This window comes from Robbsia andropogonis (assembly GCF_000970345.1).
In the GTDB taxonomy this organism is placed as follows: domain Bacteria; phylum Pseudomonadota; class Gammaproteobacteria; order Burkholderiales; family Burkholderiaceae; genus Robbsia; species Robbsia andropogonis.
The window spans coordinates 30,946-46,104 of sequence record NZ_LAQU01000033.1; the positions used below are offsets into that span (position 1 = coordinate 30,946).

A 15,159-nucleotide genomic window follows, 5' to 3' on the forward strand; every position below is an offset into this window, starting at 1 on the left:
CCCCTTATGACAACAAGTTTGCAATCTCGTTGGATTGTCCTGGGCGCGCTGTCGTTCATGATGTGCGTGAGCATGGCGCTACCCATCTACGGCGGCAGCGTCCTCGGCACCTATATGACGGCCAATCTGCACTGGGAACGCAGCACACTCGGACTGCTTATCGCAGCGAACATGGCCGCGAACGGTCTCTGCGCGCCGTTCGTCGCCGCACTGACGACAAGGATTGGCGTGCGCTGGTGCCTGATCATCGGCTGTATTCTGATGGCGGCGGCGGCAATCGCGCTAGGCACCTTGGTAACGGCTCCGTGGCAAGCGGCGCTGGCATTTGGGGCCATTGGCATAGCCGCGACATTCGCCAGCGTGATTCCCTGTCAGACAGCGGTAGCCGCATGGTTCGGCTACCGACGGGCTTTCGCATTATCCGTGCTCTATGCCGCCATGGGGATCGGCGGCTTCGTCTTCGTGTGGCTGGTGACCTGGGCGATTCAGGGTTCAGGGGTCGGTTACCGCATGGGGTGCTGGGTATTCGTCGGGTTTGCCGTTCTAGGACTCTTCGTCGCTCTGATCTTTGTACGCGACAACCCGCGTGAAGAGCAATTCGAAGCGTGGGAGAATGCCGATCGCGAATACCACTCCACCCTGAAATTTCCGCCTCCGAAAGAAGCCACCGGAGAGGCGCCGCGGTTCCGGGAGGTACTATGGTCCCCGGCGTTATGGGCAATCTATTACAGCATGTTTGCCACCACCTGCGGGTCAGCGTTCGTCATTGCGCATGCGCAAGCCCATTTACGCGATATCGGACATTCGCCGGTAACAGCCGCCGCGACCATCTCGATCATCTCGGCAGCCATGGTGGCAGGCAATTTTGGCATTGGATCGATCGCACAGCGCATCGGCCCCAGGCGAGCCTATTTCGGCGCCTTGGCATTGTTCGCACTTGGCCTTTTCACATTGATCTACGCGAAAGGCTCACTGGGTCTGTATGGGTACGCCGTCTTCTACGGTCTAGGGTTCGGTGCGGCACAAGTAGGCCCGATGGTATTACTGAGCACCTATTGGGGTGTCCAGGTGTTCCCGATGCTGACCGCGCTCGGACTACTGATTCAAACGGCAGGCGCGGCGGTCAGCCCGATCGCGGCGGGTATCTATTTCGACAGGGCCGGTCGCTATCAACCGGTCATTATCGTCATCGTCATGATGGCAGTGGTCGCAATGGTCCTGCTACGCCTCATCGGTCCACCAAAGTCCATAAAAGCCGCTGAAGGGCCCGCTGAAGAATACTACCCCCCCCTCGAGGAATGCATGAGGCAACGATGTCGATGGCGCGCGTGACGAGGCAGATCGAATCGGCAAATGGCTAAACCTCACGGTACCCGCGCCTGACGCTTTCAGCTCGCGCCGGATGGCACCACTCGCTCCGGCAAGCGGCGCCTATCACGTAGCCTGCCTTTCCAACCCCAGGCTTTCGAGCCAGACCCACGGCACGTGCTTGCTGCAATGCAAAACGTCGTCGGCATGCCTGCTGCGTTATCCCGGTCACGGATTGCCCCCCCTCTTCTCTCCTCCCTTAAACACCTCGTTTCGCGCGCCGACGCGCGCGTCTTCGCGCCTGCCTCACAACGACCTCGCGGCGCCATTCCAAGAATGGCATGATGCACGATCTGCAATCATTCCAAGACGCATCCCCGTGATCGGGGCTGATGCCAATAGCTGGAAAAAGGCAGCCGTGATAAAACGTTTCTATTATTTATCGTGAGATACGACGCAATCACCTTGCCTAGGTCATGGCGCCAGGGAAAAAGCACATCGGCATGTCCATGGCTTGCGAGGCAAGGTGCGTGAAGGTCGGTTGAATTCATTGGACTGGTGGGGGGGAAATGGCAACGCGACTGCGGACCCTTGATCGTGGCCTTAACGTTCTGGGCTATCTCAATAAAGTAAGAACCGCTTCGGCACAAGAAGTCGCCAAAGCACTCACGTTACCCTTGCCAACGGTTTACCGCATTATCGAAACGCTTGCCCATGGCGGTTTTATCGAGCGCGTGCATCCGGATGAAAATATCTATCGACTGACGATAGCGGTGCGTCGTCTGAGTGGGGGAGTCACGTGTGAATCCGTATTCGTCTCGGTGGCAACACCGATACTATTTCGGCGCAGGCAACAACTGAAATGGCCAAGCGCCGTATCCACTTTCGAGGATGACAGCATCGTCGTGCGCGAAAGTACCGACCGCTTCAGTCCCCAGTCGATTGGATTAGGGGCCGTCGGCCGGCGAATCCCGATGTTGTCGACACCACTGGGATGGGCTTATCTGGCGTTTGCTCGCGACGAGCAGCGACATGAGATTTTGGCGCACCTACGCAAGTCACAGGCACCGGAAGATCGCGTGGCGCGGGACCCGCACCACATCATTCACATGATTCGCTCGGTTCAAGTGAACGGGTATTGTGCCTCCGACGAAGTACCGTATAAACGTTGCAGCAGTATCGCATTGGCGGTGTTATCCCAAGGCAGGGTGTTCGGCTGCATCAGCACCGTATGGCCCTCCTCTTTAATTGCGCAAGAGGCAGCCATCTCGCGCTGCCTGCCGGTATTGCGAGAAGCGAAGGCGGAAATAGAACATGGCCTTGAAACAGCGGGAATCGACTGGCAGGCCACACCACGGCATGTCCCGATGCAAATCAGCCTTTGATTACAGCAAATCGGCGACGGTCAGCCGGTAATCGCGTGGATCACATCATCCTGCAGTCCACGGATGTGTTGCAGCATCGCGTGGCGTGCCATCGCGCCGTCCCGGGCACGCAGCGCCGCCACGATGGCGAGGTGCTCGATATGATTTTCCTGTTGGCGATGCAAGGTGCTGCTGACGCGGAACAAGCGCGCGTTGAGCCGCATATCCAGGATCAATTGCACCAGGACCGCGTTTCCCGACGCCTCGGCAATGGTGCGATGCAGTAGATCGTCCACCTCACGATGCGCCGCGGCAGCATGCGGCAGATGCTCGACGGCATGCACCCGTGCCTCGAGCATATCCAGCGTGGCAACGCTCAGGCGCTGCACGCCCCACTCGATCGCCTGCGCTTCCAATGTCTCGCGCACGCGCATGCTTTCGAAGAATTCGCGCGACGACACGGTGCGTACGGAAAAGCTACGCGCACCGGCTCGAATCAGCAGTCCTTCACCCGTCAGGCGCAACAGCGCCTCGCGAATGGGCGTGCGCGACATGGCGAGGCGATCTGCCGCCCGTTGCTCGTTAAGCAGGTCCCCAGCGCTCAATTGACTGTCGAGAATCATGTCCCGAAGCTGCCGATAGGCACGCTCACTGAGGCTGATGCGCCCAACCGCGCCCAACGGACCCGAGAAAGCATCAGGCACGTCCGACTCGGCACCCGCGCGCATCATCCGCTGCACACGCCGGGAATCGGTCCCGGGCACCGGTACGTCATCCGGTGTGGCCGCGCCCACCTGCTGTCGTGCTTTTATCAGCCCTTCCCGTCCAGCCATCGTTTTCCGCTCTCGTGTCGGCACACCGTCGTATCGCGTCATTGTGCCGTATCCTCGAGCGGAATGCGCACGAAAAAGACCGTGCATCCATCGAAAGCCTGCCTTGAGGACTCAAGGCTGGGCGATGGCGATCGGCGTGGTGAATGGTTGCATGCCGTACCGGGAAAACAATTTCGCATAGCTGCCGTCCTGCTGCATCTCGTCGAGCACCTTGGTGATAGCCTGCGCCAATACCGCTTGTTTTGCCGCCAGTGCAACCGGTGTCGGCGCGATACCACTCAACGCTCGCGTGAAGCCGTCTTTCTGCTGGTAACCGCCCGCCACCGCATCGATCGACACGACGGCGTCCACCTGTTTCGCCGACAACGCCTGGTACGCCACCGCATAGGAGTCAAATGTCCGCAATGTGAAGGGGGACAGGCCGCGATCCTGCATGTCCTTGATCATCTTGCGCGCCTGCGCTTCTTCAAAACCGCCGATCTCCACGCCCACCGTCTTGCCCGACAGGTCATCCGTCTTCACAATCTTCAACGGATTACCCTTTGCCACGGATAGGCTGATCGCCTGGTTCTCGTAAGGAATCATCTGCATGATTTTCTTGCGCGCATCGGTGACGAAGATCCCGGTGTTGATCACGTCCCATCGGCCGGCCTGCAACCCGGGGACCATCGCGTCGAAATCGATCTTCACATACTCCGGCTTCAGGCACAGGCGCTTGGCAATCTCTTCGCCCAATTCGATTCGCATGCCCTTCAATGCACCGTTACCGTCGATATACTGAAGCGGTGGCAGCGTGGGGTTCGTCGACATGACCAACGTACCCGCCTTGATCAGCGCGTCGGCCGGCACCGGCGACACACAGGCCGCCTGCGCGGTCGCACCGATGAACCCCACCACAACCGCCATGCTCCCCTTCACCGCCACCCGCCACATCCGGCCCGCGCTTTCACTCCATGTCCGCTGCTGCATCACCCACTCCTTATTAAGAGGAATCCTTACGATAAGATCCATCACCCACGCATGCAAGATGCATTCCGGGCCACCCATCATCCGCCGCGATCCTGCCTGGCGGCATCAGCCCTGTACCGACCCACGACGACCACATCCTTTGCGGCGCTGCTGTGGTCCGAGATCAGCGCCCGTCATCGATCGCTTAGCGAGCCAGTCACGCCCAATACGTCGAGGTCGGCACGCAGCGCGAGCCTGTCGGCCTCCGTCAATGGCAGCCTCGGCGCGCGCGGATTGCCGCACGGCAACCCCATCATCTCCAGCCCGGCCTTCGACGCGCTAACATACCGATGGCCACCCACCCACCGAACAATCGGCAGGATCTTGCGGTAAATCGCCAGGCCGGCATCGATGTCCTTGTCCAGCGCTGTTCGTTCAAACAACTCGGCGGACAGCTTCGGCAGCAAGTTCGAACATACCGCCACCCAACCGCGCGCGCCCACGCACATGGACTCGTAACCGAGAATGCCGGCGAACACGGTCATCCGATCTCCGCAAGCCTCCACGATGTCGCGCACCCGCGTGACTTCCAACGTCGACTCCTTGATGTAGCAGACGTTATCGATCCGGGAGAGCCGCGATACCAGATCAGGCTTCATGTCGACATTCGCGGTGGCGGGGTTGTTGTAGATCATGATCGGCAGGTCGATCGCCTCGCCGATCGCGCGATAGTGTGCAAACAATTCGTCTTCAGTGGGCGTGCTGTAGAACGGCGGGATCACCATCACGCCATCGGCACCGAGTTCCTGTGCTTCCTTGGCGCGCGCGACCGCATCGTCGGTCCACTCCATGCCGGTACCTAACAGAACGGGTACCCGTCCTGCCGCGGCATCGATCACGGTTTGCGCCACCAGGATGCGCTCATCGTCCTTCAGCGACAGGAATTCGCCCGTACTGCCCAACGGAATCACACCGTGAATGCCCTCTTCGATCTGCCAATTCACCAGTTTGCGCAGTGCCGGAACGTCAACCTGTCGACCGTCCTCGGTAAAAGGGGTGATCAGGACGGTGTACGTGCCTTGAAACGCGGTATGAGCCATGACGGCATACTCTCTACAAATGCATATGATATGCATATCATTTGTATACAAATATCACGCGTCAAGTGGAATATGAGGTATCGGCCGTTGACCTGACGGGTCAGACGGTAAGCGTCACCAGCTCGGCACCGAGTTTTTCCGCATAGTTGCGGACCGATTCCCGCGCGATTTCGACAAGACGTTCGGTCCAATCGGTACCGGAACGCCAAGCAATGACGAACGGCAACGGTGGAGGCGCCGTCAATCCGGTCAGCATCCGCAATTCACCGCTCTGCAAGCGACTCTGCACCAGGACAGGTGGCATGGCGGCCACGCCGAAACCGGCTTGCGTCAATTGGATCATCGCCGCTACCGAATTGACGCAACTGACACGCGATTCGCTGATGCCATATGACTGCATCAGTCGTAGCAGGTCCTGGTGTGGCCGCGAGTGCCGGGAATAGGTGATGAGTCGCTCACGGCCAAGAATACGCAGACCAGCGGTTGGATCTGGTGGCGCGCCCGCCGCGGTCCGTTTCCGCCGCCCGTCCAACGCAGGCGCCCCCGCAGCGTCCATCGCGCCGACACCGCGCAGCCACGTATCGACATCGGTCACGACATTGCTGTGGGACGCAGCGATCCAACTGACCGGTAATTGCAACAATTCCATGCTGCGAATGGTTTCATCGCGCAACATATCGGTCTGGATGACGATATCAAGCATGCCGCGCCGCAGTTGCTCGTTGAGTGTCAGCGCGGTATCCGATGTCACCTCGATATCGAGATTTGGATAATGCGCCATGACATCCGCGACAAAATCGACAAACCAGGAATGCACCGCGCTGTCCATCGCGCCTACGCGGATCGTGCCGAATGCCTGCTTTTCGTCATGCAGGGACGCACGCAGGCGCGTCATCGATTCGGCAACCTGCTCGGCATGCAATAACACCCGTTCACCGGCACGGGTCAGTTTGACGCCTTTCGGATCGCGGGTGAATAATTTGCTGCCCAACTCCTGTTCCAGCACGGAAATACGACTGGAAATGGCGGCCTGCGTCGAATGCAATTTATCGGCGGCCAGACTGAAGCTGCGCAGCTTCGCGACCCAGATAAAAGTTTCCAGGAATTTGAGATTCACGTTGGTCCGAGGTCGATACGGGCGCACGCCACCCAGACGCGGCATGTCTGCCCTGGCGTTGGCCCGGCCCAAGCACCATGACAGCCCCCGAGCCTCCAAGCAGACGGTGCCTGCAAGCGCGCCGACGAGCCCACATTATAGGCGCGCCTTCATCGTTGACGCACACGCGTCGCGCGCTCAGTCCGCGGCAATCATCACCTGGCACTCGCGCGGGTGCCGCATGGCGAACGTGTCGACGCGTGCGGCACGCACATCCAGGATCAGCCGATCCAAAACCGCCAACTCCCCGTTCGCCATCGCTTGGCGGCCGGCCGGGGATTCATCGAACGTTTTACGGCGAATCTCGATCAGCCACGCGATCACCGCCTTGCGCGACATGAAAGTTTTTTCCATCTGATTACGTACCAAACCGCCATCGCAATGTCAGAAAAATTCTGGCACCGGGCCAGGACAGAATGGTATCGCAGATGCTTCTATCGTGCCTGCCACGGACAAAATAATTGCCACGGCGCTAACTTCGTGGCAGCCGGCTACGAACGATGCACGCCGCTTGCGTGCCGGCGACGGCGTCGAATCAGATAGGCCGACGTCAACGCCGCGAGCCACAGCGGGATCAACCAGACCGATAAACGCGTCTGCGCATCACGCCACAACACAACCAGTACCAGGGCCATGAATGCCAGGGTGACGAGATTTGTCAGCGGATAACCGATGCTGCGAAATGTGGTGCGCTTCCCCTGGACGGCCTTGCATCGACGGAAACGCCAATGCGTGACGCTGATCATCGCCCAGTTGATCATCAACGCCGATACAACGAGCGCCATCAGCAGCGCCAGCGCCTTGCCGGGCATCACGTAGTTCAACACGACACAGATCGCGGTGGCCGCCGCGGACACGCCCAGTGCCGCGAACGGAATGCCACGGCGATCGACGCTGCCGAACCAGCGTGGTGCCCGCCCTTGCCCCGCCATGCCGTGCAGCATCCGGCTGTTGGCATACACGCAACTGTTATACACAGACAAGGCGGCGCTCAACACGACGAGGTTCAGTACATCGGCCAGGTAGCGATTACCCAGCGCGCCGAAGATCATCACGAAGGGACTGTCGCCGATGGCAACCCGACGCCACGGATAAAGTGCCAGCAGAATAGCCAGCGCACCGACGTAAAACACGAGAATGCGATAGATCACCTGATTCGTCGCTTTCGGGATACTGCGACCCGGATCCTCGGCTTCCGCGGCAGTAATACCGACGAGTTCTAGACCACCAAACGAAAAGATGATGATCGCCAGCGCACCGACAAGGCCGCCCACGCCGTGCGGAAAAAAGCCACCGTCGCGCCAGAGATTGGCGACGCTGGCCTGCGGCCCCCCCTGCCCGCTGAACAGCAGCCAGCCGCCAAAGGCAATCATCGCGAGGATGACGCTGACCTTGATCAATGCGAACCAGAACTCCACCTCGCCGAACGCCTTCACGTGCAACAGGTTCAGTCCGTTGATCAGGACGAAGCAGATCGCGGCGGCCACCCAGGTGGGTAGGTGCGGCCACCAGTAGTGCAGGTAGACACCCACGGCGCTCAGTTCGGCCATACTGACGAGAACATACAGCGTCCAGTAATTCCACCCGGCGATATAGCCGGCCACATCGCCGCAATACTTACCGGCGAAATGACTGAACGACCCCGACACCGGCTCGTCGACCACCATCTCGGCCAACTGCCGCATGATGAAAAATGAGACGAGCCCGGCAATCCCGTAACCCAGCAGAACAGCGGGACCGGCCAGTGCAATCGACTGCGCAATGCCCAGGAAAAGCCCGGTTCCCACCGCACCGCCCAAGGCAATCAGCTGAATATGGCGGTTTTTTAAACCGCGGTGAAGTGACGGCGCCGTCTTATCGGTGCGTGTCTGCCCATTCGTCATCGTGTGCCGCCTTGCTGGCGCATCGGTGACGTCGGTTCCCAACGCGAGGACGATGCGCAAAAAAGCAGCTATTGTCTCGCAGCCCACCGCGCCTGAGAACGATTAAATGCTCAGATTAAACCTAGAAGGCGACGGTGGCGCCGCCTGCTCCGTCAGTAACCCCGGGAACGGTCGAAGCGATGCCCCATCGGCGCACCTGTCATATGCGCCTGAATCGTCTTCGCGGCCTGCCGGACCTTGGCCTTGCGCGAAGCATCGGATGCCACATGCGGGGTGATGATCACGTTCGGGTGGCACCACAGCGGATCGTCCGACGGCAGCGGCTCCACCTTGAATACGTCGAGTATCGCCGCGCCCACCTGACCGCTATCGAGTGCCGCCAGTAACGCACCGGTGTCGAGTTGTGCGCCGCGTCCGGCATTGATCAACCCCGCGCCGCGCGGCAGCTTGGCCAACAACGCCGCATTAAGAATGTCCTTGGTTTGCGCGGTGTCAGGCAATAGGTTGACGACAATCCGGGCCTGAGCCAAAACGCGGTCCAATCCGTCCTCGCCGTCATAGCACGCCACGCCAGGCAAGGTTTTTTTCGTACGCGACCAGCCCAGCACCGGAAAACCGTTGGCGACCAGGCGCGCCGCGGCGACGCTACCTAATTCGCCCAGCCCCAGCATCGCCACCGGCGTCTCGCTCGCGAGTGTCCCCAATCGCGCTTCGTCCCAACGCCCCGCGCGCTGCGACGAAACCAGTTGCGGCAGTTCCCGCAGCAGCGCATAACTGGCCATGGTGACGAAGTCCGCCATGCGCGCCGACGTTTCCCCGGTCACCATGCGGATAATGTCGAGATGCGCCGGCAGGGCCGTATCGGCGAGGATATGGTCGACGCCGGCAGCGGTGCTCAAAACCAGTTGCAGGTTCGGATACTGCGCCAGACGACCAGGCGTCGGCTCCCAGACCAGCACGTAACGCACCGCCAGGGGATCGATATCGGGATCGTCCCAACCCTTCACCGTGAGTTCAGGAAGGCATTCGGCAAACAACGCCTGCCATTCGGGAAGCGCGGCCTGCCCGCCAGATTTTACCAACAACACCATCGTCGTCTTTCTCCCTATCGATTGAAGGCACTGCATCGGATCGAACCACGTATCGGATGCCGTCTCGCTGGCATGCGCGTTGCGCGATGACGCTGAATAGGCAGTGTAACGTCGACAATTTCGCGGGACAAACCCTTAGCCTGGATCGACCGGAAAGGTTTCTAGACCAATCGCGGGACGCCGCGCCGACCCGCGGGCACCGTTCTGTCGTATGCTTTCTCTCGTTTGCCTGCCTTTAGGAGCACAGCGGTATGTCCTTGATCCACGTCTCGCCCTCGTCGGCCATGGCCGCCCCTTCCCTTCCCGCCACCACGCACCCATCGCAGCGCCGGACCGCCGGCATCGCGCTATCCGCGCTCATCGTGTTCGGATTGTCCGGTGCAATGCCATCGGCACAAGCGCAAACGGCGGCGCCTACCATGGCCGCCGCCCCTTCGGCGACTGCGACGCCGATCGGAATCTGGAAGACGATTGATGACGCAACGCGTGAACCGCGGGCGCTGATTCGCATCTATACGGAACCGGACGGGTCATTGTCCGGGAAGATCATCAAGGTGCTCGACAAGGATGCCAATCCCGAAAAACGCTGCGACGAATGCACCGATGATCGAAAGAACCAATTGATCCAAGGCCTGCGCATCATCGACAAGATGCGCGCCAACGGTGCGATATGGGATCAGGGGCGCATTCTCGACCCGGAAAATGGCAAACTCTACCGCTGCAAGATGTCACTGGAAGACGGCGGACGCAAGCTCGTCGTGCGAGGGTATATCGGTGTGTCGCTGCTAGGGCGCTCACAGACCTGGTTCCGCGAGGAATAAAGCGGGGCAAAACCGGCATTGCACGGCACAGAACCGATCCACGGTATGCGGTGCCGCGCCAAGCAAGGCGCCCGGCTACGGCGCGCCTACGCCGCGATAGGCTTGGCGCCGCGTCTTTCGCTCACCGCCTTTTCCACAGCCTTCCGGCGGCGCGGTGCGGCGCTGGCATGCCCCTGACGCGTGCCAGTCGCATGCGTTGCGCCGGCAAGCGGTCGCACGACATCTGCATGGGCGGCCCGCTCCCGGGTCGCGCCGTTGCGACCGGGCCCGCGATTTTCCACACGCTTTGCCACCAGTGGCTTGGCGCTGTCCTTTGACTTGGCCGCCTTTACCCCTGCCCCTCGGGCCGCAGACTTCACAGCCGTCTTTCGCGCCGCCGGTGCTGCTGGCGTTGCGTGTTTTGCGACACGGCCCGGAGCACCCTTTGCCATCGCCTTCACGCCGGATTTCGAGGCCGGCTTGGGCGCCGACTTCGGAGTCGCATTGACCGAGGCCTTTTGCGGCGTTGCGCGCTTCGCTTGCCTGGTTCGCGACGAAGACGGTTTACTCGACGGCGCCAACGCCTTTTGCGCCTTTACCGGTTTCATCACCTTTGGCGATTTGCGCGCGGGTGTCGATAAAGGCTGCGGCAATGCCCGCGCGCGCGCATTTACGACGATCGGCTTTGCCGCCGGCCGGGCCGGTGCCCTCGGCGCCTTGTCGCCGGATCCACCTCTCACGCCATCGGGTGCCGCCTTGCCCTTGATAGCGCGATCAACGCCACCACGCGTTTCCCGCAACGCGATGCGTACACGTGCCGCTACCAGTGCAAGGAATTCCGGCGCGTCCTGGCTGAACAGCATGTTTGCCACTTTGTGCATCACACCGGCGTCATACCAGGCCTTGAAGCAGCGATGGCAGGTCTGATACGACGGATACTTGCGCGGCAGCATTTGCCACGATACGCCGGTTAACATGACGAACAGCGTCGCGTTCATGCACGCGCGCCGGTTCTTCATCGGCCGGCCCCGCGGATCGCGGTTCGATTGCGGCCTGCATTCTGGCAGCAAAGGCTCGACACTATTCCATTCCTGGTCGGTTATTTCCCGAAACGCTTTCATCCCTGTCTCCTAAATACGCGCACGGTTGGCGCACGCTGGTACCGATGCGCGACAGCACTGATTCCGTAACCTGTCGCGGCAATCTGTCCGAGAAACATTATCGGGATGCCGAAATTTTATAAATAGGATGCGTCGGAAACTACCGATGGTACGACAATGCTTCGCCTATATTGGATGAAAACGAGATTTTTGCACCTGCCGGCTCGAAGCAGGCGCGTTAAACGGGATAGGCTGAGAAGAAAAATGAGGAATATAAAGACTAGGCCAGGGAACAAATCCGCTCAGGTAAGCGACGTATCTACAATACGCCGTTCGGACTGCAAATATTCCTCCGATTGCATCTCAGTGATACGCGACACCGTGCGTGCGAATTCGTTTGCCATTGGTCCTTCGAGATAAAGCGACTCGGCTGGAACAGCCGCGGACATGATTAATTTGACGCGATGATCATAGAGCACGTCGATCAACCACGTAAAGCGTCGTGCCTCGGATGCCATGCGCGGGGGCATTTGCGGGACGTCGGACAAAAAGATCGTATGAAAACGCGCGGCCAATTCGAGATAGTCGTTTTGAGACCGCGGACCGCCGCATAGCGTGGCGAAGTTGAACCACACCACCGCGCCAGCGTGCCGCTGCGCCTTCAGCTCGCGCTTTTCAATATGCAGCACCGGACTTTCATCGGGCACCCCGGCCAGCTTTTGGAATGCATCGCGCATCGCCTTGTCCGCAGCCGCGTCCGCCGGCACGTGATAAGCCTTTACCTGCGATAACGTGCGCCGCCGATAATCGATGCCAGCATCCACATTGATGACGTCGAGCTTTTCCTTGATCAGGGCAATGGCAGGCAATAGCCGATCGCGGTGCAAACCATCGGGGTAGAGCGCATCCGGCGGGTAATTCGATGTCATCACGAATTGCACGCCACGTGCGAACAGCGGATCGAGCAACCGATGCAGCATCATGGCGTCGGCAACGTCGGATACGTGAAATTCGTCGAAGCAAATAAGCCGGAATCGCTTCGCGATCCGCGTCGCAAGCTCGTCCAGCGGATCGGCGCGGCCTTTCAGCGTTTCCAGTTCGCGGTGCACTTCACGCATGAACTCGTGGAAATGCAGCCGCGTTTTGCGCGCCAATGGCACGACCGTAAAAAAGCTGTCCATGAGAAAGCTTTTACCACGACCTACTCCGCCCCACATATACACGCCCTTCGGAAGCGCCGGCCGGTTGACCAGCCGCTTCAGGGCATTGGTACGCCGACTTTTGTATGCTGCCCAGTCGTCATAGCAGCGTTGCAAACGGGCGACCGCCGCACGCTGTGCTTCGTCTGACGTATAGCCGCGCTCCTGTAGCGCCTGTTCATAGTATTCGGTAACGTTCATCGGCCCCAGACTCGTTTCGTCTTGCTGTATCACATGCGTCATTGCATGCCAGGTCGCCACTTTCCACTGCGCTCAACGGCAGCTCGGATTGTAGTGCAAACGGAAAAAGGCGACCGGGGAGCTGCCCCCGACCGCCTTTTTCCGCACCGCCCCCACCGAGTAGCGCCATCGTCATATCGTATCCGACCCGCGACGACGGCACGCACTGCCGGCATGTGCCACTGCCGTCAGCCGCCACGCTGCAAACAGCATGTCGGCAGGACGCATTACATATTCAATGCACGCTTGTCGACTGCCAGTGCTGCTTCGCGCATCACTTCGGACAGCGAGGGGTGCGGGTGGCAGATGCGGCCGATATCTTCCGCGGCCGCCTTGAATTCCATTGCGACCACCGCCTCGGCGATCAAGTCCGATGCATTCGGCCCGACAATGTGCACGCCCAGGATCTCATCGGTCTTTGCATCGGCGATGACCTTGACGAAACCATCCGACTGACCGATCCCCAGCGCACGTCCATTCGCCATGAACGGGAATTGCCCCGCCTTGACCTCGCGGCCTTCCGTCTTCAACTGCTTCTCGGTCTTGCCGACCCATGCGATTTCGGGTGATGTGTAGATCACCCACGGAATGCAGTTGTAATCGATGTGCGGCTTCTGGCCATCGATGATCTCCGCCACGGCCACGCCTTCATCTTCCGCCTTGTGGGCCAGCATCGGGCCACGCACCACGTCACCGATCGCATAGACGTTCGGCAGTGACGTTGCACAATGGTCATCCACCGGAATGAAGCCGCGCTCGTCTGCTTTCAGGCCGATTGCTTCCAGCCCCAGGTTATCGGTGTTCGGCACCCGCCCGACGGACACGATCAGGCGATCAGCTTCCAGCGTCTGCGCCTTACCGTCGCTATCTGTATAAGCAATCGACACGGCCTTGTCGCTGGCCTTGACCTCGCCGAGCTTCACGCCGAGATGGATCTTCAGACCCTGCTTTGTCAGCTGCTTGCTGGCTTCCTTGGCCAACGCGTCGTCGGCGGCACCCAGGAATGCGGGCAATGCTTCGAGGATCGTAACGTCGGCGCCCAGGCGGCGCCATACCGAACCCAGTTCCAGCCCGATCACACCGGCACCGATGACGGCCAGTTTCTTCGGTACGCTGTCGAACGCCAGTGCACCTTCATTGTCCGACACGATCTTGTTGTCCACCGGGATATTCGGCAGGTGACGCGCTTTCGAGCCGGTCGCGATGATGACGTACTTCGCCGTGACCGCTTCCTCGCTGTCACCGCTGACCTTGATCTGATAGCCGGCGTCGGATTTCCCGATAAAAGTGCCATGGCCCTTCAGCCAGGTGATCTTGTTCTTGCGGAACAGGAACTCGATCCCCTTCGTCATCTTCTCGACGATGCCGTCCTTTCGCCCATGCAGCTTCGCCAGGTCCAGCGAGACACCGGAGACATTGATACCGTGGTCACCGAGATGATGCGACGCCTTCTCGAACTCTTCCGACGATGCCAACAGCGCCTTCGACGGAATGCAGCCAACGTTCAGGCAGGTGCCGCCCAACTTCAGATCGCCCTTCGGGTTCTTCCACTTTTCGATACAGGCAACCTTCTTGCCAAGCTGCGCGGCACGGATCGCGGCGATGTAACCGCCGGGGCCGCCGCCGATGACGACAACGTCAAATTCCTGGGACATAACGCTCCTCTATGGTTTCTTCCTTGAGGCCGACCCGGCACGATGACACGCGCGCGAAGCGCGGGCACACCCACCACCGGGTCCGGGCCGATGCCGATCGATTCCCGAAGGGAATCGGGCCTGGATCAGATATCGAGCAACAGGCGCGCCGGATCTTCCAGTGCGTCCTTCATCGCGACCAGCGACAGCACGGCTTCGCGGCCATCGATAATCCGGTGGTCATAGGACATCGCCAGGTAATTCATCGGGCGGATGACGATCTGGCCGTTTTCGACGACCGCACGTTCCTTCGTCGCATGCACGCCGAGGATGGCTGACTGCGGCGGGTTGATGATCGGCGTCGACAGCATCGAACCGAACACGCCGCCGTTCGAGATCGAGAACGTACCGCCCGTCATGTCGTCGAGCGACAGCTTGCCTTCCTTCGCCTTCTGACCGAACTCGGCAATCTTCTTCTCGATCTCGGCAACGCTCATTTGATC

14 protein-coding genes are annotated in these 15,159 nt (G+C 60.1%); 3 read left to right on the plus strand and 11 right to left on the minus strand.

Annotated elements, in window-relative coordinates:
• Positions 1-6 precede the first annotated feature (6 nt).
• A complete protein-coding gene (locus tag WM40_RS21530; protein ID WP_046153932.1) occupies positions 7-1,332 on the plus strand; it encodes an MFS transporter in 1,326 nt (441 codons plus the stop codon).
• Positions 1,333-1,877: 545 nt separating this feature from the next.
• Complete coding sequence (locus tag WM40_RS21535) at positions 1,878-2,693, plus strand: helix-turn-helix domain-containing protein (RefSeq protein ID WP_024901312.1); 816 nt, start codon at positions 1,878-1,880, stop codon at positions 2,691-2,693.
• Positions 2,694-2,713: 20 nt separating this feature from the next.
• On the opposite strand, the gene WM40_RS21540 is transcribed toward WM40_RS21535, so the two are convergent.
• The 7 genes from WM40_RS21540 to WM40_RS21570 form a co-directional block, all read right to left on the minus strand.
• Positions 2,714-3,547: a GntR family transcriptional regulator gene (locus tag WM40_RS21540; protein WP_024901313.1), complete on the minus strand. Its 834-nt coding sequence runs from the start codon at positions 3,545-3,547 to the stop codon at positions 2,714-2,716.
• A gap of 69 nt (positions 3,548-3,616) precedes the next feature.
• Complete coding sequence (locus tag WM40_RS21545) at positions 3,617-4,474, minus strand: ABC transporter substrate-binding protein (RefSeq protein WP_236693629.1); 858 nt, start codon at positions 4,472-4,474, stop codon at positions 3,617-3,619.
• 173 nt (positions 4,475-4,647) lie between these two features.
• Positions 4,648-5,553: a dihydrodipicolinate synthase family protein gene (locus WM40_RS21550; RefSeq protein ID WP_046153933.1), complete on the minus strand. Its 906-nt coding sequence runs from the start codon at positions 5,551-5,553 to the stop codon at positions 4,648-4,650.
• A gap of 100 nt (positions 5,554-5,653) precedes the next feature.
• Positions 5,654-6,670: a LysR family transcriptional regulator gene (locus tag WM40_RS21555; protein ID WP_046153946.1), complete on the minus strand. Its 1,017-nt coding sequence runs from the start codon at positions 6,668-6,670 to the stop codon at positions 5,654-5,656.
• Positions 6,671-6,847: 177 nt separating this feature from the next.
• Positions 6,848-7,063 (minus strand): hypothetical protein, encoded by a 216-nt coding sequence (locus WM40_RS21560; RefSeq protein WP_046153934.1) that lies wholly within the window; start codon positions 7,061-7,063, stop codon positions 6,848-6,850.
• A gap of 137 nt (positions 7,064-7,200) precedes the next feature.
• Positions 7,201-8,592, minus strand: a complete 1,392-nt coding sequence (locus WM40_RS21565) for an amino acid permease (protein WP_046153947.1) — start codon at positions 8,590-8,592, stop codon at positions 7,201-7,203.
• A 152-nt stretch (positions 8,593-8,744) separates the two neighbouring features.
• Positions 8,745-9,683: a 2-hydroxyacid dehydrogenase gene (locus WM40_RS21570; RefSeq protein ID WP_024901318.1), complete on the minus strand. Its 939-nt coding sequence runs from the start codon at positions 9,681-9,683 to the stop codon at positions 8,745-8,747.
• A 383-nt stretch (positions 9,684-10,066) separates the two neighbouring features.
• On the opposite strand from WM40_RS21570, the gene WM40_RS21575 reads away from it, so the two are divergent.
• Complete coding sequence (locus WM40_RS21575; RefSeq protein WP_046153948.1) at positions 10,067-10,504, plus strand: DUF2147 domain-containing protein; 438 nt, start codon at positions 10,067-10,069, stop codon at positions 10,502-10,504.
• 86 nt (positions 10,505-10,590) lie between these two features.
• On the opposite strand, the gene WM40_RS28185 is transcribed toward WM40_RS21575, so the two are convergent.
• From WM40_RS28185 to WM40_RS21595, 4 genes are all read right to left on the minus strand, one after another.
• On the minus strand, positions 10,591-11,604 hold the full coding sequence (locus WM40_RS28185) for a transposase (RefSeq protein WP_052738448.1): 1,014 nt from the start codon (positions 11,602-11,604) through the stop codon (positions 10,591-10,593).
• A gap of 281 nt (positions 11,605-11,885) precedes the next feature.
• Positions 11,886-12,983, minus strand: a complete 1,098-nt coding sequence (gene zapE / locus WM40_RS21585) for a cell division protein ZapE (RefSeq protein ID WP_046153950.1) — start codon at positions 12,981-12,983, stop codon at positions 11,886-11,888.
• Between the two features lie 266 nt (positions 12,984-13,249).
• On the minus strand, positions 13,250-14,677 hold the full coding sequence (lpdA, locus tag WM40_RS21590) for a dihydrolipoyl dehydrogenase (RefSeq protein ID WP_024901322.1): 1,428 nt from the start codon (positions 14,675-14,677) through the stop codon (positions 13,250-13,252).
• A 125-nt stretch (positions 14,678-14,802) separates the two neighbouring features.
• Positions 14,803-15,159, minus strand: a 357-nt coding sequence (locus tag WM40_RS21595) for a 2-oxo acid dehydrogenase subunit E2 (RefSeq protein ID WP_201779162.1), incomplete at its 5' end; no start/stop codon positions are given.